Source organism: Candidatus Equadaptatus faecalis (genome assembly GCA_018065065.1).
Classification (GTDB): Bacteria; Synergistota; Synergistia; order Synergistales; family Synergistaceae; genus Equadaptatus; species Equadaptatus faecalis.
This window is the reverse complement of record JAGHTZ010000097.1, coordinates 1-21,243: the sequence shown is the minus strand read 5'-3', so window position 1 is coordinate 21,243 and position 21,243 is coordinate 1. Positions and strand designations below refer to the sequence as shown.

Below are 21,243 nucleotides of genomic sequence, written 5' to 3'. Positions count from 1 at the left end.
GGAATACGTTCCGCCTTTCGCATATTATACAGCATAAACTTCCAAAAAAACAATTACAAACTACAAAAAACGGCGGGATTTATCCCGCCGTTAATTTTTCGCATACTGCCTATTTTGTTTTGACTTTCATTTCCTCCGCAAGCTTTCTGACAAGCTCTTTCTGCTTTGAGGTCGGGTTTTTCGGCACCGTGACCTTTACGAGCACGTTCATATTGCCGTTTCCGCCGCTTCTTGAGCGAAGCTTCGGCATCCCGCGCCCCCTTATGCGCAGCTTGGTGTTCGGCTGGGTGCCTGACGGCACGTCAAGCACTTCCTGCCCGTCAAACGTGTCGATTTTAACCTCGCAGCCGAGAACCGCCTGCGGATAGGTTATTTCAACCGTTGTGTAAAGGTCGTCGTCTTTCCTGACAAAACGGCTGTCGGGACGCACTTCAACGACTATGAAAAGGTCTCCCGAAGGTCCGCCGTTCACTCCTGCGCCGCCCTGTCCCGAAACGCGGAGCCTTATGCCCGTGTCAACGCCCGCCGGAATGTTGACGTCAACGCTGTGCTGTTTGCGAACGCGTCCCGTGCCCCTGCATTCGCGGCACGGCGAAACGATTTTCTTTCCGCGTCCGCGGCATTCGTAGCACTCGTGCTCCTGAACCATCTGCCCGAAAGGCGTCTGTATCGTCTGGCGGATTTTGCCTCTTCCGCCGCAGGTCGGGCAGGTCTCGATTTTTGAGCCCGGTTCCGCCCCGTTTCCGCGGCAGTGGTCGCACGTGTCGTAGCGCGGAATGCTGACTGTCTTTTTAACGCCGCGGTAGGCTTCCTCAAGCGAAATCTGAAGCCCGTATTCAAGGTCCTCGCCGCGTCTCGGCGCGTTCGGGTCGCGTCTGCGGCTTCCGCCGCCGAAGCCGCCGCCGAAGATGTCCCCGAAAATGTCTCCTATGTCGCCGAAGCCCTCAAAGCCCTGCCCGCCGAAACCGCCGAAGCCCTGTCCGCCGCCGGGCATGTCGCCGACGTAGCCGAACTGGTCATACTGCGCGCGCTTCTGCGGATCGCTCAGAACCTCGTTTGCTTCGTTGATTTCCTTAAACTTTTCCGCCGCCTCGGCGTTGCCCGGGTTCGCGTCGGGATGATATTTCCTCGTCAGCTTGCGGTACGCCTTTTTTATTTCCTCGGCAGAGGCAGAACGTTCTACGCCGAGAACTTCGTAATAATCTCTTTTTCCTGCCATTCCGCCCCGCCTCCTCTGCTATTTGTTGTCTTCCGCGTGGAACTCGGCATCAACCGTGTTGTCGTCCGCCGGCTGCGCCGCGCCGTCCTGAGCCTGTGCGCCCTGTGCCTGCGCGGCTGCGGCGGCTTCTTGCGCCTTTTTGTAAGCTTTTTCCGCGATCGGGTGCATTGCAGTCATAAGCTCGTCCGCCGCTTTTTTGATTGCTTCCGTGTCGTCGCCTGAAAGCAGGTCGCGGACTGCTTTTATCTTTTCTTCAACAGCCTTCTTTTCGTCTTCCGTAGCGCTGTCGCCAAGCTCTTTAAGCGACTTTTCGGCGTTGTAGGCAAGGCTGTCGGCATTGTTGCGCATGTCGATAAGCTCTTTTTTCTTCTTGTCTTCGGCTTCGTTCATTTCGGCGTCCTTGCGCATTTTTTCAATTTCCTCGTCTGAAAGCTTTGAGGACTGAATCGTGATGTGCTGTTCCTTGTTTGTCGCCTTGTCCTTTGCCGTAACGTTGACTATGCCGTTGGCGTCAATGTCAAAGGTTACTTCAATCTGCGGAATTCCGCGCGGCGCCGGCGCAATGCCGTCAAGGTTGAAGCGTCCGAGCGTAACGTTGTCCGCCGCCATTGAACGTTCGCCCTGAAGCACGTGGATTTCGACTGCAGGCTGGTTGTCCTGTGCCGTTGAGAACACCTGGCTCTTTGAAACAGGAATTGCCGTGTTTTTGTCAATAAGCTTCGTGAAGACACCGCCGAGCGTTTCAAGACCGAGTGAAAGCGGCGTAACGTCAACGAGGACTATGCCCTTTGTTTCGCCTGTGATGATTGCGCCCTGCAAAGCGGCGCCGACTGCCACACATTCGTCGGGGTTAACGCCCTTTGTCGGTTCCTTGCCCATGATTTCCTTAACCTTGCGCTGAACCATCGGCATACGGCTTGAACCGCCGACAAGAAGAATCTTGTCAATGTCGCCCGCCTGGAGATTTGCGTCCTTAAGAGCCGTGCGGACAGGAATTTCAGTCTTGTCGAGAAGCGCTGCCGTCAGCTCTTCAAATTTTGCTCTCGTAAGCTTCATTTCAAGATGTTTCGGACCGTTTGCGTCAGCCGTGATGAACGGAAGCGAAATTGAGGTCTCTGTCATTGAAGAAAGCTCAATCTTTGCCTTTTCCGCGGCTTCGCGGAGTCTCTGTGCCGCCATTTTGTCATTGCGGAGGTCAACGCCGTCGGATTTCTTGAATTCTTCCGCCATCCAGTTGACAACCGCCGCGTCCCAGTCGTCTCCGCCGAGGCGGTTGTTTCCGTTTGTTGAAAGAACCTCGAAAACTCCGTCGCCAACGTCGAGGATTGAAACGTCAAACGTACCGCCGCCGAGGTCATAGACCATAATTTTGTGGTCGCCCTCTTTGTCCACGCCGTAGGCGAGGCAGGCAGCCGTGGGTTCGTTGATAACGCGCTGCACTTCAAGACCGGCGATTGTGCCTGCGTCTTTCGTTGCCTGACGCTGTGCGTCCGTGAAGTATGCAGGGCAGGTAATGACTGCTTTCGTAATTTTTGTTCCGAGATATTCTTCCGCATCGTTTTTCAGCTTCTGAAGAATCATCGCCGAAATCTGCTGCGGATTGTACTTCTGTCCGTCGATTTCAACCTTGTAATCCGTACCCATTTCGCGTTTGATTGAAATAACGGTGCGGTCGGGGTTGACTATTGCCTGACGCTTTGCGAGCTGTCCGACAAGCTTCTCTCCTTCCTTTGTGAAAGCAACAACAGACGGTGTCGTTCTGCTTCCCTCAGGATTGGGAATAACCGTAACGTTGTCCCCTTCCTTTACTGCTACGCAGCTGTTCGTGGTACCGAGGTCGATTCCAATGATTTTTTCCATTGTAAAACACTTCCCTTTCTATGATAAATATATAAATCATTGCTGTATGTTACAGGCTGTAGGCTTTCTTCCGCCGTCATTCTGCGGAAATCCGAAGAATTTAGCGCAGAATCCAGTGTCGTTTTAATTGCTTCTTTGAGTAGTTCGTAATTGGTAATTGCTCTTTACTTGCCTTTGCCTTTATTTCAAACGTTGCAGCTTGCTGCAACACCGCAATTGGTAATTCGTAATCGGTAATTGTTATTCAAATTTTCCCACCTTCACCTGTGCCGCTCTGAGCACACGTCCGGCGAGCGTGTAACCCTTTCTGAAAACCGCAAGAACGCTGCCGTCTTCGGCTTCGTCCTTAACCGCTTCCGTCATCACCGCTTCGTGCAGCGACGGGTCAAATTTTCCTTCCGCCTTTATCTCTTCCAACCCCAAACTGCCAAGAACCTCGAAGAACTGCTTTATAACCATCGAAACTCCTTTGGCGAAATTGTCTTCTTTATCAGGAAGCGATTCAAAGACCCGCTCAAGATTTTCATACACCGGAAGCAGTCCGCTGACGGAACGCTCTGCCGCAAACTTCATGTCGCGCTCTCTGTCGCGTTCCACGCGCGTGCGGAAATTGTAATAATCCGCTCTTGCCCTTGCCGCTTCCTCCGTCAGTGCTTTGATTTTTTCGTCTTTTTCGGCAAGCTCCGCTTTCAGTTTATCCATCTCCGAAAGCTCCGCGGCTTCTGCCGGCTGCGCGGAAGCGTCATTTTCCTGATTTTTCAGCTCTTCTTCTTTATTCTTTTTCATCATTCAGCCTCCTCAGCAAGACTCTGCAAAACGCTGTCTATCGTTGAAATTGCTCTTTCGTAATCCATTCTTTCAGGACCTATGACGCCGACCGTTGCCCTTTGGTTTCCGGCAGTCGCCGTCGCCGTTATAACCGCCGTATGCCTCAGCTCGGGGTGTACATTCTCCTCGCCGATAATCACGTTCAGCCCGTCCTCCGTGACGTTCTCAAGCAGCTCCGACATATTTTTTTCTTCCTCTATAAAGGAATAGAGCGCCTGAATTCTGCCGAGGTCCTGAAAATCGGGAAGGTCAAACAGCCTGCGTTTGGAACCCGTAAAAACCTTTACGCTCCGTCTGCCCTCAAGCAGCTGTTCAATCTCGCCAAGCGCCTGTTCGTAAGCCTCGCGGTAATCACGCAGCTCGTCGCTCATGTAACTGCTCAGCACTTCCTTAACCTCAGTCCAGCTTCTGCCCGAAAGCCTGTTGACGTAACGCGCAAGCTCTTCAAGCGTCTCCTGTGAAATATCCCACGGCATATTCAGAAGCTTTTTGTGAACTATGCCGCCGTCGAGAACCACTAAAAGCAAAACGTTTCTCTCGCTCAATCTCACGAAATCCACGTGGCGGAAGCACTTTGTATCAAGAGGGGTCAGAGCCGCTATACCGACGTAGTTTGAAACCTTGCTCAGAAGCTCGCTCGACGTGGCAAGCGCGCCCTCTATGCCCTGCCTGCTGTCGCTCAGCTGGTGCGCCATCCACTCGTTCGTGCGGCGGTTCCTCGCCCTCCGCAAAACGGCGTCCGCATAGACCCTGTAACCGAGCGTTGTCGGAATTCTGCCGGAAGAAGTATGAGTATGCTTCAGAAAACCCATATCCTCCAAATCCGCCATCTCGTTTCTGATTGTCGCCGAGCTGCGGCCGGTCAGATAATTCTTGGAAACCGTGCGCGAACCTACGCTCATACCGCTGCGGATATATTCGTACACCACCGAAAGCACCACTTCCAGCTGTCTCTCCGTTAACACGGCCGCCCCTCCTTTTCTTCTGTTAGCACTCTTGATGAACGAGTGCTAATTCAATTTCTGCAAATAAGAATAACAGGCAAAGTTTAATTTGTCAATACAGGTCAGATAGGTATTTTTACCTATTTTCATGCGCGGCACAAAAAAAGCGGCACGGTAATTTCCGTGCCGCTGTCCGTATTACGCTGAAAAACTATTTTTTAATCAGTTTTTTGGCAACCTGTAAACGGTAGACCTAATATCTTTCGTCAAACACTCTCTGCGTTTTCTTTTCGCTGCGCGGGAGCGTTCCCATTGACACTATCTGCGGTTCGACGATTATTCCGAGCACCGCTTTGCAGAGACGGACGACCTGTTCCTCCAGCTGCCTTGAGTTCTGTTCTTCTTTCATTTCCGCCTGAACTATCATTTTGTCGCGCAGCTCAATATTTTTGAGTATTATCCTGTATTCGCTGCCAAGCCCCGGTATCTGTTTCAGCACGTTTTCAACCTGCGCCGGGAAGATGTTGGTTCCCTTGACTTTGAACATATCGTCGCTTCTGCCTTTTATCCTGTCTATTCTCGGATAGGGCAGTCCGCATTTGCATTTGCCCGGTATAAAGCGCGTGAGGTCGTGCGTGCGGTAGCGTATGAGCGGCTGAGCTTCGCGTCTGAAGGTTGTGCAGACGAGTTCTCCTTCTTCGCCTTCCGGCAGCACTTTGCCCGTTTTCGGATCTATTATTTCAAAGTAGACGTAGTCGTCAAATACGTGCATTCCGCAGTGTTCCCCGCAGTCTATGCCTATGCCCGGCCCGTAGATTTCGGTGAGTCCGTATATGTCGTAGAATTCTATGCCGAGTGATTCGTAGATGCGTTCGCGGATTTTATCGCCCCAGCGTTCGGAGCCGAATATTCCTTTTTTGAGACTGATTTTGCTGCGGAGACTGCGTTTGTCAACTTCTTCCGCAAGCACCAGCGCATAGGACGAGGTGCAGCAGATTACGGTTGTGCCGAGGTCCTGCATAAACTGAAGCTGCTTTTCGGTCTGTCCCGCGCCGATAGGGATAGAGAGCGCCCCGCGATGTTCCGCTCCGTTAAGGAAGCCGAGCCCTGCCGTCCAGAGTCCGAAGCCAGGGGTTATCTGCACGACATCGTGCTTTGTGATTCCGGCTATTTCATAGCAACGGCTGAACATCTGCGCCCAGTCTTCAATGTCCTGTCTTGTGTATGGCATTATTATCGGCATGCCCGTAGTTCCTGACGAGGAGTGCACGCGCACCACGTCGTCAAACGGCACTGCGCAGGCTTTGAGCGGGTAGGCGTCGCGCAGGTCGTTTTTGTCGGTGAACGGAAGACTTTCAAAGTCTTCTTTCGTCTTCATTTTGTCAATGTCTATGCCTTCAAAAATCCGCCTGTACATCGGGCTTTTTTTCTGTACCCGTTTTGCGGCTTCAAGACACTGAATAATCGTCTGCTCCATATTTGTTTTCCTCCTCTGAGCTTGTCTTTTCTCAACTGTTTTCTTTAGAGTGACCGGTTAAAAATTACCAAGTACCAATTATTGTAATTTTCTCTCCGCAACAATTACAAACCTCAATGCGCTGCTTTTAAGGTTTTTGCTTTACGGTTTTGACTTTCAATGTTGCAGCTCGCTGCAACACCACAATTGGTAATTGGTAATCGGTCATTGGTAATTATCTTTTATCCACGCCATCGAAGTCCTTCTTCAAGTCCGAGGTCAAAGGCTTTTTCGTTCACTGCAAGCGTTTTCTCTTTGACTGATTTGCGGAGCGCGGCGCGGATTTCGTCTTCGCCGAACGGAAGAAGTCCGGCGCCTGACGCCGCCCCGAGCATTACCACATTGAGCGAGCGGGCGTTTCCTGCTTTCAGCGCAAGCGGCGTGCCTTCAATAAGCAGTGCGCCGGGTACGCGTTTTTTCAGCAGTTCAAGATATTCGTTTTCAAGATATACGCCTTTTTTGAGCGCAACGTTTGTCGGGACTATTTTTTCGGCGTTGACAACCGCTTTGGCTTCCGGCGCGAGTTTTCCGAGTATGCGGGCTGCTTCGGAGAGTTCAAACCCGATCAGAAGGTCTGCGCGGCCTTGCGGTATAACCGGCGACAGCTCTTTCGCGTCCATGCGGACGTGGCTTGATACCGAGCCTCCGCGCTGCGCCATGCCTATCGTTTCAGAGGTGCGGACAAAAAGTCCCCGTTCCATTGCGGCTGTTGAGAGTATTTTTGAAGCAAGCAGGGTTCCCTGTCCGCCTACCCCGACTATTATTATGCTTTTTTTCATCAGCGTGAAACCTCCTTTATCGCGCCGACAGGGCAGATTCCGGCGCAGAGCCCGCAGCTTGTGCAGAGCGCTTCGTTGATTACGGCTTTGCCGTTTTCGTCCGGCGTCATTGCGGGACAGCCTATCTCTTTTATACATTTGAGACAGCCTATGCAGGCGTCGTTTACGCGGTGCGTGCTGACAGGTTTCGGCGCTTTGAATACACACGGAGCTTCCGTTATGACCGCCGCCGGACCGTCAAAGTTTTTCGCTCCGCGGATTGCCTCGACCGTAGCTTCAAAGTCAAACGGATTGACTTTTTTGACGTATTCCATTCCGCAGGCACGGAGCAGCGTTTCAATGTCAAGCGCTTTCGTGGGCTCGCCCATTGCAGTGAAGCCCGTTCCCGGGTGCGGCTGGTGTCCGGTCATAGCCGTCGTGTGGTTGTCAAGCACGACGAGCGTAATTTTTGTTTTCTGATATACGGCGTTGATTATTCCGGTTATGCCTGAGGCAAAGAAGGATGAGTCGCCGATAAAGGATATGGTTTTTATTCCTTCTTCGGCAAGCTGCAGTCCCTGCGCGATTGTTATGCCCGCTCCCATGCAGAGGCAGGTGTCTGTCGCGTTGAGCGGAGCCGCGTTGCCGAGCGTGTAGCAGCCTATGTCTCCGCAGTACACTACTTTTTTCTCGTCTTTCATTGCGACTTTCGCAGCGTAGAAGGAGGCGCGGTGCGGGCAGCCCGGACAGAGCACGGGTGGACGCACGGGGAATTGCGGAGTTTCGGCAGGGGTTTCGGGCTGTTCTTCAATTCCGAGATATTTGAATATCGCGCGTTTTACGATTTCACAGCTGAATTCGCCGTTGCACGGTGTGTGTCCCGTGCGTTTGCCGAATATTTCAACGCGTCCCTGGTTTATGAGGAGCAGTCCTTCCTCAACTATCGGGTCAAGCTCTTCTATTACAAGTACGGAGTCAACCTTTGAGAAGAATTCTTCCGCTTTTTTCTCAGGCAGCGGATAGGGCGTGCCAACCTTGAAAAGCGTTACGTCAAGCCCGTATTCTTTTATGACTTCTTTCGCGTAGAGATAGGATACGCCCGATACGGCTATGCCTTTTCTGCTGTTTCCCTCTATCGTATTGAAGCGGCTTTCGCTGAATTTGTCGGAGAGCTGTTTCTGTTTTATTTCAAGTTCGCCGTGCTTTTTGTAGGAGAGCGCAGGGAAGATGCACCATTCAGGGCGTTTTTCAAAGCAGGGCGCTTCTTTCGCCGTTTCCCGCGCGTCGGGAATGTCAATGCTCGCGCTTGCGTGGCAGACGCGCGTCGTAGGGCGCACAAATACCGGCAGCGCAAATTCTTCCGAGAGCGAAAAGGCTTCTCTTGTCATTTCGTAGGCTTCTTCCGGCGAGGCAGGGTCATAGACGGGAAGGTTTGCGTTTTTGGCGAAGCCGCGCGTGTCCTGCTCCGTCTGAGACGACCACGGACCCGGGTCATCCGCAACAAGCATTACAAGTCCGCCTTTTACGCCGATGTACGCAAGGCTCATAAGCGGGTCTGCCGCAACGTTGAGCCCGACCTGCTTCATCGTAACAAGCGAGCGCGCTCCGGCATAGCAGGCGCCCGCGGCGATTTCCATTGCCGCTTTTTCGTTGACCGACCACTGAACGTTGATGTCAGGTTTCTTCTGCCGGAGAATTGTTTCAATTACCTCCGTGGAAGGTGTGCCGGGGTATCCGGCAACGATTTTAACACCGGCGTTTACAGCGCCGAGCGCTATTGCCTCGTTTCCCATGTAAAGCTTGTCCGTCATAAATTTTCCTCCGTTCCGCAACAAAAAACCCTGTCCGGGGACAGGGTGAAACAAGCGTTGTATTCTGCGCTCTTCTCTGCTACCCTGTCTGATCTTGTCTCGTTTGGAGAAGGCTCTCCTTCTCCCTGCGCAAGTTTATAACATAAAACTCGGAATAAAGCAACAGAAAAGCAATGACCAATGACGAATTACCCTTGCTCCGCAAGCCTTTATTTGAAACAAAAGCGTAAGGACAGAAACTTACGCCACTTACGCTTCCAATTTTTCGTCCGCTTTTGCCTTTGGTTTTGCTTACAGCATACAGTTTGCAGCTTATAGCTTCTTACAACTTTATTACGCTTTGCTTACCATATCTTTCGTGATTTCAGCAAGGCTGCGCGCGCCGCACATTTCCATCGTGTCTTTGAGTTCGGCTGCGATTTTGTCAATGTAGATTTTTATGCCTTCCGCGTCTGCGCCGAAGCAGGCATTGACAAACGGGCGGCAGATAATTACCGCGTCCGCGCCGAGAGCAAGTGCACGGAATACGTCGAGTCCGCTTCTTATTCCGCCGTCGACAAAGATTTTCATTTCACCTTTCACCGCGCCGGCAATTTCTTCAAGCACTTCCGCCGTTGACGGCACTCCGTCCAGAACCCGTCCGCCGTGATTTGAAACAACGATGCCCTGCGCTCCGGCTTCTTTTGCTTTCAGTGCGCCTTTGACAGTCATAATTCCTTTTACAATGAACGGAACTCCTGCAAGATCAATAATTTCTTTGAGTTCTTCAAGGCTTTTTGAGCCCGCAGGCGGGGTCTGACCTTTCAGGAACGGCAGTCCTGCTCCGTCTATATCCATTGCCATCGCGAAGCAGCCGCATTTGCGGATAAGGTCAAGCTTGCCCTTGATTACGTCTATGCCCCACGGCTTCATCGTGGGAACACCGATTCCGCCGTTGTCTTTTATAATACGCGTGCCGTTTTCCATGACGCTCGCGACCACGCCGTCTCCGGTAAATGCGGCTATACCGGCCTCAGCACAGCTTTTTACGAGAACTTCGTAGTAGCTTACGTCATCGTATTTCGGCGCGTAATGCACCTGTACAAGTCCGACGGGACCTGCGAAAACAGGCAGCGCAAATTTCTTTCCGAACAGCTCGATTGACGTGTCGCGCTCGCCGCCCGGGCATATCGTATCCATGTTGAGCAATATCTCGCGCCATTTGTCGTAGTTTCTCACGGAAACAGTTCCGCTTCCCTTTGCGCCGGGTCCCGGCACAAGATTTCCGCAGGCTTTTCCGTTGCACACGGGACAGCCCTTGCATTTGCCAAGCTCAGGTCTTGCCTTCTCAAGAACTTCTTTATAATCCATCACAAAACAGCTCCTTTCAAAACTGCACCAATTATAATACGGAAACAAAAAATCCACATCTTTTTCTGTTTTTTGAATAAAAATTAACCGGCGCGTGCCGGCTAATTTCAGTAAATTTCAGTGTTCCCTTGTTCAGAACACCAAGAAACGCAGCTTACAAACCAAGCCTTTCCCCTGTTTGCCTCATTCTTGTAACGTTGTTTTGAACTCTCATGTAATATTTGTTTGAGTGTCCGCCAAGATAGCGCATAAGTCCTTTCTGAACCGAACCGCAGGCATTAACGTAGCCTTTAAGAACGAAGACGCCGGCATGAACTCCGCGTTCGGGATCAAAAATCTGATCTCTTGAAGAAACTATTGCGTATTTGGCAAGAGCGCCCTTGTGGACAGAGTACATCACCTGCATAACTCCGCACGCGCCGTGACGGCTTACGGAACTGCAATTAAACGTGCTTTCAGCTTTTGCGACTGCGGCGATCAGTTCCGGCGCTATATTGTACTGTCTCCCGTAAAAATACATCGCGCACGCCTCACGCCATATTGTTTCCGCAGACAACCGTCCGTTGCAGCCGCGTATGTATGCCGCTATGCAGGCTATGCGGCGCTGCTGGTCGGCAGGAAGTTCCGACAGGGCTTTCAGTACCGTATTTTCTCTTTTGTCTGCCCACATGGAAAGATGTTCCGGTGTAATACGCATGTACCTGACAGCCTTAAGCACAGGCTCAGCATAGACGGTCTTCGGTTTCGTCTCTGCATTTAAATATTCTTCACTTGAGTATTCTTCCCGCACCGGCGCGACAAAAATCGGCGGGCGGTACTCAGGGGCCGTCTCCGGTGCAGTAGAGCGGTAGGCATCAGCCTGAAGCACACCGCCGTTAGAAATGCTGACGGCAAACGCAGGGCCAAGAACCGCGATCAACAGGAAAAAAAATGCTGTTGACAGCGCACACGCCGCGCCCAAGCCTTTTCTTTTGCCTCCGAATATATCCATTTCACTTCCTCCAAACATAACCGCGCAGCTTTGCACAAACAGTTTTCTCCAAATTAAGTGCCGTCGCGCACCGTCTATCTTAACCGTAAAATATAAACTGCGTCAAGTTTTTTGCGCATTTTATTTATTATGAACAATATTTTTGGAATAAACTTAACAAAAATAAGAAATTTTATGTCCTATATCTAAAAAAATTATCATTTACAAAGTTTATATTTACAGAGAAACAGAAGACAGAACAAATTTGAAAGAGGTAATTGTCTATCCTTTGCGGGGCTTTGTACCGCCAGTTTTTTGCCTCGGGCAGTCTTTTATCCAATATTGTATTTTACACAATTTATATATCTTTTCTAAAGTTGTTCCAGCTATTTACAAGCTCTTCCGCCGCAGCGCAGGGATTTTCCGCACCGCATACGGCTGATACGACAAAATAGCCCGACAGCGCTGTTTGGGCAAGCGGCGGAAGGTCTTCCTTCTTTACGCCTCCGCCGATTACAACCGGCAGCGGAGATTTCTCAGCAAACTCTTTTATTTCATCAAGCGTCGGGATAATCGTTCTGTTTTCGTTATTTTTGGCAAGATCTTTTTTTGTTTCCGTTTCGTGCAGCGGCGCAAGTCCCAAATAATCAACGCAGGACAGATCTGCGTTTTCAAGGTATTCATCAAGCCGTTCCTGCGGTGCGGAAAGTCCTATAACCGCGTCCGCACCGAGCATTTTCCTGCATTCGTCAGGCGGAGTATCGCTCTGTCCTACATGGACACCGTCAACTTTAATTCCTGAAGCCACGGCTTTCAGGACAATGTCCGCCCTGTCATTGATAAGAAAAGTAACTTCTCTCCGTCTGCCGGATTCCGCGATAATTCTTGCCGTCTCATCTGCAAGTCTGAGAAGCTCATCGTCCGAAGCAGTTTTTGACCGCAGTTGTATACAGGTAAAACCCGAACGTAGAGCTGCGGCAAGAACTTCGCCATACGGTTTGAACGTGCAGTTTTCAGGACCTGCTACAAGGTAATTAGAGAGGTTAAAATTTTTCATCTGCATTCGGCAATTTCAAAAGAATTGTGTGCAATTTTTTCTGCTGTCATATTGTAAAGTTCGTCCATAAATGCCTGACGGAAGCTTCCGGTTCCGCTGCACTTTTTCTCAGCGCACCGTCCCGCATGGTTGAAAGCGTTGACTGCGCAAAGCGCGGCAGTAACGGGTTCCGCAAGCACGAGACAGCACGCGGCAATGCCTCCGAGCGCACAGCCATAGCCTGTTCCGCGTTCCATCAGCGGCGAGCCGCCGTAAGAGACCACAGCATATTTTCCGTCCGTAACGTAGTCGGCACTTCCGGAAACAGCGACTGCCCCTCCGGTATATTCGGCAAGAAGCACGGCAGATTCTGCGGCGTCTTCGGTTTTGGCGGACGAATCTACCGTCCCGCCGGAAAGAGAGCCCTCCTGAAGCTTCCAAATCCGCGCCAGATTTATTATTTCCGACGCGTTGCCGCGTATAATCGCCGGTTTGTATTTTTTTAATTCAAGCAGCAGTTTTGTTCTCGTTTCTCCAAGCCCTGCCGCCACAGGGTCAAGCACCCACGGCTTCCCAAACACCCAAAGTTTTTCTGCAGCGTTTGGAACAGTTTTTTCATACACCGGCAAAATTGTCCCGAGGTTGATGTAAAAAGCGGAACATTTTGCGGCAGCCTCACATGCCTCGTCAGGAAGGGTGACCATTGCCGCCGAACAGCCGGCTGCAAGCTGACAGTCGGCGACGAAACCGGCAGTCACGTAATTGGTGACAGACGGCACAAACGGGCGTTCTTTCTGCTTCGCGCTCATGGCAGAAAAAATTCTCTGCTTTAATTCAGTTTTGTTCACAATACCATCTCCAAAACAAAAAGCCGCCTCGCGGCAGACTTTTTTTGCTCCCTGCGCAGGTATTAACCTACAGGTTCAAAGGGTAGGCGTCTGCCTTCTCAACCGTGCCCGTGCACGGTACCCCTGCATCGTTATTTATCAGCGGATACTATACAATTCTGTCAGCGTTCTGTCAAAAGCATTCTGTATACGGAATAATTTTCAAAAACGCAGCGTACAAATTCCCTTGTTTCGGCATACGGTATTTCTTCAAGCCAAAATTTTCCTTTTCCGAAATTTTTATGCCAGGCGCTGACCTTCGCCGGACCGGCGTTATAGGCGGCAAGGGCAGAAATTACGCTGCCGTCGTACCGTTTGAGCAGAGCTTTCAGCTGCAGGGCGCCAAGCAGAATATTTTGGTACGGGCTGTACAGGTCAACGTTTCCCATGCCATTTTTTTGAGCCGTTTCAAAGGCGGTTGACGGCATAAGCTGCATAAGTCCCACCGCACCGGAAGCGCTGACAGCCTGTTTGTTGAATTTGCTCTCCCGCTTCATTACCGCCCAAATCAGCGCCCTGTCAACACCGCTCTTTTTTTCCGCTGCCAGCACATCTTCTTCAAACGGCATTCTGAAATTGTTCTCCGCCTCTTCAAGGAGCAATTTTTTGTTACCGGCGTTCACTCCTCCGGCGTGCGGAACGAGCAGAAAAGCATAGTAATCCATAGGGTATTTCGACAGAAGCCTGCTGCGGACAGACGCAGCTTCTTTTTTTCTGCCAAGCTCCTCCAGCGCTTCAGCCCGCCAGTAAAGAAATTTTGCCGGACGCCGCAGCAGAAGCAGCTTAAGCGATACGGGATTCCAAAAATTTTCCGCAGCGGAATAATTTTTGTCTTTCCACGCCGCACAGCCGCTGTTCCATCGCACGGCAAGTTTTCCGCGCTCTTCCTTCACGTATGAAGGAAATTTGTACGCGCAGAAAAATGCCGCAAACAACAATACAGCGAACAGCAGACAGCCTGAATGTGATTTTCTTTTCTTCATGGCACTATTATAACGCCGCTGAGGTATAATTACAGCATAAACTCTGAGAGGACTTTTGAGATGAAGAAGTTTCCGTTCTTTCTGCCGTTCGCGGCATGTCCGGGACGGTGCGTGTACTGCAACCAGAACAAAATAACAGGCGCGGATAAAATTCCCGACGCCGCTTTTGTGCGTTCCGCGTTTGCAGAGCTTAAAGAACCGCGGGAGGTATGCTTCTTCGGTGGCTCTTTTCTGCGTTTTCCGTACGAAACAGTCAAAAAATATCTTGACGCGGCAACAGAAGCGGCTCCGCAGGGCAGCACTATACGATTTTCAACCTATCCCAACGACCTGGACAGCGAAGATGTATGCCTTCTGCTGAAAAAATATCCCGTCAGCCGCATTGAACTCGGCATCCAGTCGCTTGATGAAAACGTCCTGCACGCATGCAAAAGGGATCTGCGCCCCGACGCGCTGCTTAAAAGCGTCGCCGGCGCGGCTGAAAAAGGTTTTCCTCTCGGCGTACAGCTTATGATCGGTCTGCCTTCGCAGACTGTTGAAAGTTCGCTTGACGACCTGAAAAGGCTTGCCGAAATCAAAAGTTCCGAGGTATGGGATTTAAGAATATATCCCTGCCTTGTAATTGAAGGAACAGAGCTTGCTTCCATGCTGCAGGCAGGAACCTACAAGCCGCTGTCCGTGAATGAGGCTGTCGAATGGGGCGGACGCCTGCTTGCCGAAGCGGAAGAGCTCAACTTTAACGTCATTCGGGTAGGACTTCAGGAGACCGAGGCTTTGGCGGCTTCTGTTCTCGGCGGACCGCACCATCCTGCGCTCGGCGAACTGATAATGGCAGACGCGGCAGTACGCCGCCTCTTGAAAACCGCGCCGGACGGACCGTGGACGGAAGACGCAAAAAATATTTCAAAATTCACGGGGCACGACAATTTCGGTTACAGGCTTCTTGCCGAACGTTCAGGCAAAAGCTGTGACGAGGTTCGGCGTCTGCTTAGTTTTGCCGCCGCTGAGAAAAAAAATTAAATCAGTTACGCCGGCTCCGCTTTTGCGGAGCCGGTTCTTTTTCTGCCCAAACATCAAAACAGGTCAATTTCTTATCTCACGTTTATCATTGATAAATTTTCATTCCAGAAACAAACATTATCGCGTAAAACGGCGTCTGCGCAGCCTTAACGGCACATTTAACGTACGGCTGCACTTTCCGGCATCATTTGAAACGCTATTCATAAATCATAAATTACCCTTCAAAATTCCGCTGCGCCTTTGCCATAATTCGGAATAAGATATAAAATAGAACGCGTCAAACAAAATACGCCGCAGGGAGGCAGCTTTGCATGAGCAAAATAATACTTACGGGCGACCGTCCGACAGGCAAGCTTCACATAGGACATTACGTAGGTTCCCTCAGGGAACGCGTAAAGCTTCAAAACTCCGGGCTTTACGACAAAATTTTCGTGTTCCTTGCCGACGCGCAGGCGCTGACCGACAACTTCGACAATCCGGACAAGATCCGCAGCAACATCGGCGAGGTTGCGCTTGATTATCTTGCAGTCGGTCTTGACCCTGCAAAATCGACAATTTTCATCCAGTCGCAGATTTCGGAACTTACGGAGCTTGCTTTCTATTACATGAACCTTGTGACCGTTGCCCGCGTGCAGCGCAATCCGACTGTCAAGGCTGAAATTCAGCTGAGAAATTTTGAGGCAAACATTCCCGTAGGCTTCTTTACCTACCCGATCAGTCAGGCGGCGGACATCACCGCTTTTAAGGCGACAACGGTTCCCGCCGGTGAAGACCAGAAGCCCATGCTTGAACAGACACGCGAAATCGTCCGCAAATTCAACGAAATCTACGCGCCGGTTCTTGTTGAGCCTGACATTCTGCTTCCATCGCAGTCAGCCTGTCTCAGACTTCCAGGCACCGACGGAAAAGCCAAGATGAGCAAATCTCTCGGCAACTGCATATACCTTGCGGACGAGGCTGACGACATTAAGCAGAAGGTAATGTCAATGTACACAGACCCGCTGCATCTCAAGGTTTCAGACCCAGGGCATCTTGAAGGAAACACCTGCTTCATCTATCTCGACGCTTTCTGCAAATCTGAGCACTTTGAGCGCTATCTGCCGGAATATCCGAACCTTGACGAACTCAAAGCGCACTATACGAGAGGCGGTCTCGGCGACATGAAGGTCAAACGTTTCCTCAACGAAATACTTAACGAGGAACTCACTCCGATACGCGAACGCAGAAAAGAATTTGCAAAAGACATGGGCGAAATCTACGCAATGCTCAAAAAAGGCAGCGATAAAGCCCGCGAAACAGCGGCAGAAACACTTTCGGACGTAAAACGTGCAATGAAAATTGACTACTTCGGGGAGAACACATTATGCTGAAAAGACTGACAACCTACATCACCGGGCTGCTCATAATAGCAGTGGGCATCAACGTTTCCAAACTTTCGGGACTCGGAATATCACCCGTAAGCTCCGTTCCGCGCGCGCTTGAAGTCGTATTCGGCTTCAGCCTCGGAAAAATGGTAATGGTTATTTACTGCCTGCTCGTAGCGGCGCAGTTTATCGTACTGCGCAAAAAATTCAACTTTATGAACGTACTCGGAATTCCGCTCGCGATAGTTTTCGGCTTTATGGTTGACCTTGTCGGAATTGATCCCAACGCATTCGGACACCTGCTCGCGGGATTTCCGAAACCGGGCTGCTACGCTGTGCGTTTCGTCTATCTTGCGGCAAGCATAGTGATAATCGGAATCGGCGTTTACACCTACCTTAAACCGAAGCTCGTGCCGATGCCCGCAGAAGGTCTTGCCCTTGCAATCTCTACAACGACGGGAAAAGTGTTCGGCGACTGCAAAACAGCGGTTGACGTCAGCCTTATAACGCTTGCCCTGCTTATACAGCTTATATTCCTCGGCGGTTTTTCGTCATTCACCGGAGGCAACATCGTTATACGCGAAGGGACGGTGCTTTCAGCCTGCTGTGTCGGACAGGTAGTAAAATTCCTTAACAAAAAATTATCCGCGAAACAGTAACGTTAAATATACTTTATTCTAACAAACCGGCGCGGGAGAAATTCCGCGCCGGTTTGTTATTACCCCTTGTTTCTTATTTTCTTAGTCTTTTGCGACAAAGCCGTCAAAGCCTTTCGCCTTAACCTGTTTCAAGAGAGGCTGTGACATAAGGTTGTCTGAGAATACTCTCACGCGGTATATTGTTGCATTGCCTTTCTGCACTGTTGTTACTTTTGCGTCAAAGCCCGCTTTTCTTGCTTTCGCCGCAAGTCCTTCGCAGGCTCCCTTGTCCGGCGACGCGCCTATCTGTACCGCGCTTTTCGCTTGTTTGTTTGCTTCCTGTTTCACCTCTGTTTTTACCGGCTGACGTTCTGTCGTTATCTTTTTTACGTTTTTTGCCGTCTCAGAGGTGTTGGCAGGTTTTTCCTGTTCCTCTGTCGTGTCAATCGTTACAGGCGTTTTGTATTGCTCTATGTCAGCGGCGGGGATTTCTGTTTTCGGCGCTGCGTCAAGTGTCGTGTTCGGCAAAGGCTGTTCTTTTATTTTTTGTTTTTTTGATGCTCTGTCAAATTCGTACCATGCGCTCAGGCTTACTCCTATGCTTTCTCTTCTGCCTGCCGCACCGTTTACTGAGAAGTCTATTTCCCAAGGACTGCCGTTCTTTTTGTAGCTCATACCGAGTTCTGCCACTCCGCTTCCGCCTTTCATGTTCGGCGCCGCTATCGCAAGTCCTTCCGTTGAGGATGCCGCTTCGCTGCTGAATTCGTATTCGTAGGCAAGTCCGCCGAAGGCTTTCAGGTTTTTACCCGCTTCTTTGGTGTAGCGGAAGCCTGCGCGCACTCTGCGGCTTTCTATAGGTTCGTAGTTTACGTTTTCTCCCGTCGCTTCAAGTGTAAGATCTACTCCTCCCTGGTGCGAGTAGAGGTATTTAACGTAGCTATCTATGGTGCTGCCGCTTTTCAGTTTATGTTTGTAGCCTATTCCGGCGTGTGCCGCTATGTAGCGGCTGTCCGCATCGTAGCGTACGCTTGTGCCGGGCAGTATTGTTTCGCTGTCATAGTCCTGCGACTGATGTCCGGCGCGCACTGAGGCTTCTCCGTAGAAACTGTTTCCGCCTCTTATGTCTGTTTCTGTTTTGAGCAGCAAGCCGCCGCCGAAGTAGTTGACGTCTCCTTTTGCCGTTACCGCTCCAAAGCCTTCCACATCGTTGTGGCTGTTGTAGTGTGAGTATCCGCCTTCAGCAAAGATGCCTATTGTCGTGTTTTTGCTGAGTTTTTTCGCGAGTCCCGCTGCTACGTTTGTTCCGTTGGTGTCTATGTAGCTGCCTGTGTCGTAATGCCCGTGCGAGCCTCCTACTGCCGCAAAGCTCTGCCATTCGTTTTCTGTCGCGCCAAGGGTACGCATTACGTTGCCAGACACAAGGTCTGCCGCTTCGTTTAAGGCTGCTGTTGCCGCCATTCTGCCTTCCGCAAGCGATTTGCCTCTCTGCAGTGTCATTAAATCCATGTATGCCGTGTACAGGGTGCCGTTTTCTTCGTACACTCCGTATTTGTAGCCGGTGAGTACCATGTCTTTTCTGAGCGCAAACATTTCGTCGGGCAGGTATTTGTTATGGCTGCCTTTGTAGCCTGTTACTCCGCCTTCTATGAGCGCTATGTATTGTTCTCTTTCAGGCAGTCTGTGCGGGTCTGTGTCCTGGAAGAGTCTTATTCCGTACGGCGCTCCGTCAGCCGCTGAGGTTTTTGTGTTCGAGAGGTCAAAGGTGCCGGTGCTGCGGACTATCGCGTCTTTGTCATTGTAGCCGTCAAGCCAGAAGTCTACGTAGCCGTACGGTTTCGCCGTTCCTTTGATTTCGTTTGTTCCGCTGCCCTTGAAGGTCATATTGCCTTTTACTGTGACGTCTCCCGTTATTTTGCTGCTGTTTGCCATGGTGAGTCCGCCGTTTATTGTTGTGTTTGCGCTGTTGAATTTAACGCCGTCAAGTATTGCGTCTTTTGTTATTACTGCCGCGTCTTTTACGTTTACGGCTGCGTTGGCAGCGCTGAGGCTTCCGGCAATGTCAAGGTTTTTCTCAACGTTTACCGTTATGTCTTTGAATGACGCGCTGCCCTCGCCTGCAAGACTGCCGCTGTTTATTGCAGTGTTGTCCGCTCCGGTGCCTGTTATTTCGGCTCCGTCTGCCGCTGCTGTATTGTTGTCCGCCGTTAAGGTTACGCCTTTGACTGTTACGGCTCCGGCAAGTTTAAGGCTGTTCACAGTTACGTCTGCCGCGGTTTCTGTGTCTTTGAGCGTTACCATGCCGTCTCCGGTTATTGCTTTTGCAAGTGTGCCGCCTGTGAGGTTGACTGTACCGTTGTTTGTTGTTTCCCCGTTGAGGTTTGACGCTCCTATTGTAAGCGACTTGCCGCTGTTTACGGTTACGGCGTTTGTTATTTTCTTTTCTGAGGTTATGTCACCGTCTATTACCGTTGTTCCGCTGCCGGTTATTTCGCTGCCAAGCGCCGCGCTGCTGCCTGTAAGGGTCAGGTTGGCGTTGTTTTCTATGCCTCCTGTTACCGCTGCCGCGTTTGTGGTAAAGCTGCCTTCGTTTTTAACAGCTCCGGTTATCATACCGGCGTAATTGCCATAACCGGCTGCGGTCATGTCGCAGTTGTTGATGAAGGTCGCTCCGGCTTTGTTTGTTACGCCGCCGGAGATTAGTCCGCCGTTTTGGAAGGTGCCGCTGTTTTCAAGCGTGCTTGTGATGTTTCCGTTCAGTTCAAATTTATCTCCGCCGACTGTAATGGGAGCGTCTGCTATCACGTTGCTGAATGTGCTGTTTTCTTCTACAACCACTCCGCCTGAAAGTTCTCCGCCGTTGACAAGCAGTGTGTTGGGGTTGTCTGCCGCCACAGTAAGTTTGCCCGTTACGGCTCCGGCTTTGCCTGCCATTTCAGGCTTTGTGGATTTGGCGATTACAAATTGCCCGACTGTTTTTTCTATCGTCAGGTCAGGCTCTATTTCGGCAAAGACCATAAGGTCTTCTGTCGCCGTTACTTTGCCTTCTCCGCCGATTGCGTAATTCAGGCTGCCGGAGGTGAGCGTCAATGTCTTGCCCGTCTCTACTTTGTTTTCGTCTCCGCGGAGTTTGTTCGGGCTTGCCGTTACGTTTCCGTTAATGTTGATGGCGCCTCCTGTTATTCTCGCGCCGAGTATGCCTCCTTCAAGGTTGACCGTGCCGCTGTTTTCAAGTTCTTTCATGGCAAGGTTTGAGGCGTCTGCCACGGTGATTGTGCCTGTGCTGCTGTAGCTGCCGTGTCCTGTGAGTACGCTTGCAAGGGTTGTGTTTCCGCTGAGGTTCACTTCTCCCGCTTCGTTGTTGACGGCGTATTCATTCCAGCCTGATATTTCGCTTATGTCTTTGAGGTTGAGTATGTCACCGACGTTTGTTACCGTTATGCCTGTGTGTCCGTTTCCGGCAAATTTATGTTCGTTGCCGTATATCGTGAGTTCTCTCGGCGTTGTACGCTCAGGGTTGTTGTGCTGCATTTCTCCAAGGTCGTCGTCCTTGTTGTAGTCTTCAAGCAGCGAGTACGCGTTCACGTTGCCGGCGTAGAAGACCGGCGTTTTTGTCGTATCCTCATAGTCCTGCACTATCTGCGCCAGTGTGTAGCCGTTGTCTTTTCTTATGTCCATTGTGCCGACAAGCGCCGCCGTGCTTGTGTCTCCGGGCGTTTCGTGTCCCTGGCTGAAGGTGTACAGGTAGCCTTCTGTCGTTGCGGTTGTTGTGCCTTCCGGCGTAATTGTTAGCGTGTTGCCTGTTCCGCCGTTAAGGTACTGCACCTGTTTCGTTTTGCCTATCTCCCACTGTGCGTACGTGCTTGTGCCTGTTACGTTGGCGCTGCCGAGTTTCAGTGTGCCTTCGGCTTTGTCTGTTACCGTTATTTGGTCAACTGCAGGGGTATCGGCTGTTACGTTTACGTTAGCGTTAAAGTTGTAGATTGCTTCGTTTGAAGTAAGGTCGGCAACTGTTCCGAGGTTTGACGAGATAAAACTATTTCCATTGAGCGTTACGTCACC

At 50.9% G+C, this 21,243-nt stretch carries 16 protein-coding genes and 1 riboswitch; of the genes, 3 read left to right on the top strand and 13 right to left on the bottom strand.

Annotation, left to right across the window (positions count from 1 at the left end; genetic code table 11):
- Positions 1–109: 109 nt before the first annotated feature.
- From dnaJ to KBS54_07620, 12 genes are all read right to left on the bottom strand, one after another.
- Complete coding sequence (gene dnaJ / locus KBS54_07675; protein MBQ0055999.1) at positions 110–1,219, bottom strand: molecular chaperone DnaJ; 1,110 nt, start codon at positions 1,217–1,219, stop codon at positions 110–112.
- An 18-nt stretch (positions 1,220–1,237) separates the two neighbouring features.
- Positions 1,238–3,079, bottom strand: coding sequence for a molecular chaperone DnaK (gene dnaK / locus KBS54_07670; GenBank protein ID MBQ0055998.1), 1,842 nt, complete (start codon positions 3,077–3,079; stop codon positions 1,238–1,240).
- Between the two features lie 240 nt (positions 3,080–3,319).
- Entirely contained in the window at positions 3,320–3,865 is a 546-nt protein-coding gene (locus KBS54_07665; protein MBQ0055997.1) for a nucleotide exchange factor GrpE, read from the bottom strand.
- Complete coding sequence (hrcA, locus tag KBS54_07660; protein ID MBQ0055996.1) at positions 3,865–4,872, bottom strand: heat-inducible transcription repressor HrcA; 1,008 nt, start codon at positions 4,870–4,872, stop codon at positions 3,865–3,867. Before hrcA ends, KBS54_07665 begins: the two co-directional genes overlap by 1 nt.
- Before the next feature lie 232 nt (positions 4,873–5,104).
- Positions 5,105–6,328, bottom strand: coding sequence for a phenylacetate--CoA ligase (locus KBS54_07655; protein ID MBQ0055995.1), 1,224 nt, complete (start codon positions 6,326–6,328; stop codon positions 5,105–5,107).
- Positions 6,329–6,549: 221 nt separating this feature from the next.
- Positions 6,550–7,146, bottom strand: a complete 597-nt coding sequence (locus tag KBS54_07650) for an indolepyruvate oxidoreductase subunit beta (protein MBQ0055994.1) — start codon at positions 7,144–7,146, stop codon at positions 6,550–6,552.
- On the bottom strand, positions 7,146–8,936 hold the full coding sequence (gene iorA, locus KBS54_07645; GenBank protein ID MBQ0055993.1) for an indolepyruvate ferredoxin oxidoreductase subunit alpha: 1,791 nt from the start codon (positions 8,934–8,936) through the stop codon (positions 7,146–7,148). Before iorA ends, KBS54_07650 begins: the two co-directional genes overlap by 1 nt.
- A 333-nt stretch (positions 8,937–9,269) precedes the next feature.
- On the bottom strand, positions 9,270–10,286 hold the full coding sequence (locus KBS54_07640) for an alpha-hydroxy-acid oxidizing protein (protein ID MBQ0055992.1): 1,017 nt from the start codon (positions 10,284–10,286) through the stop codon (positions 9,270–9,272).
- 154 nt (positions 10,287–10,440) lie between these two features.
- Positions 10,441–11,277 carry a transglycosylase SLT domain-containing protein gene (locus KBS54_07635; GenBank protein ID MBQ0055991.1) on the bottom strand — a complete coding sequence of 279 codons (837 nt, stop codon included), beginning with the start codon at positions 11,275–11,277 and terminating at the stop codon, positions 10,441–10,443.
- Positions 11,278–11,614: 337 nt separating this feature from the next.
- Complete coding sequence (locus KBS54_07630) at positions 11,615–12,319, bottom strand: thiamine phosphate synthase (GenBank protein MBQ0055990.1); 705 nt, start codon at positions 12,317–12,319, stop codon at positions 11,615–11,617.
- Positions 12,310–13,140: a hydroxyethylthiazole kinase gene (locus KBS54_07625; protein MBQ0055989.1), complete on the bottom strand. Its 831-nt coding sequence runs from the start codon at positions 13,138–13,140 to the stop codon at positions 12,310–12,312. The genes KBS54_07630 and KBS54_07625 overlap by 10 nt, the downstream gene beginning before the upstream one ends.
- A 31-nt stretch (positions 13,141–13,171) precedes the next feature.
- A riboswitch (TPP riboswitch) is annotated at positions 13,172–13,275 on the bottom strand.
- 26 nt (positions 13,276–13,301) lie between these two features.
- Positions 13,302–14,162, bottom strand: coding sequence for a lytic transglycosylase domain-containing protein (locus KBS54_07620; GenBank protein ID MBQ0055988.1), 861 nt, complete (start codon positions 14,160–14,162; stop codon positions 13,302–13,304).
- A 60-nt stretch (positions 14,163–14,222) separates the two neighbouring features.
- Between KBS54_07620 and KBS54_07615 the strand changes: the two genes are divergently transcribed.
- The 3 genes from KBS54_07615 (at position 14,223) to KBS54_07605 (ending at position 17,205) form a co-directional block, all read left to right on the top strand.
- Positions 14,223–15,182: a radical SAM protein gene (locus tag KBS54_07615; protein MBQ0055987.1), complete on the top strand. Its 960-nt coding sequence runs from the start codon at positions 14,223–14,225 to the stop codon at positions 15,180–15,182.
- A gap of 311 nt (positions 15,183–15,493) precedes the next feature.
- Positions 15,494–16,552, top strand: coding sequence for a tryptophan--tRNA ligase (gene trpS / locus KBS54_07610; GenBank protein MBQ0055986.1), 1,059 nt, complete (start codon positions 15,494–15,496; stop codon positions 16,550–16,552).
- A complete protein-coding gene (locus KBS54_07605) occupies positions 16,546–17,205 on the top strand; it encodes a hypothetical protein (protein ID MBQ0055985.1) in 660 nt (219 codons plus the stop codon). The genes trpS and KBS54_07605 overlap by 7 nt, the downstream gene beginning before the upstream one ends.
- An 81-nt stretch (positions 17,206–17,286) precedes the next feature.
- Here the strand turns inward: KBS54_07605 and KBS54_07600 are convergent.
- On the bottom strand, positions 17,287–21,243 hold a 3,957-nt coding region (locus KBS54_07600), incomplete at its 5' end, for an SPOR domain-containing protein (protein ID MBQ0055984.1).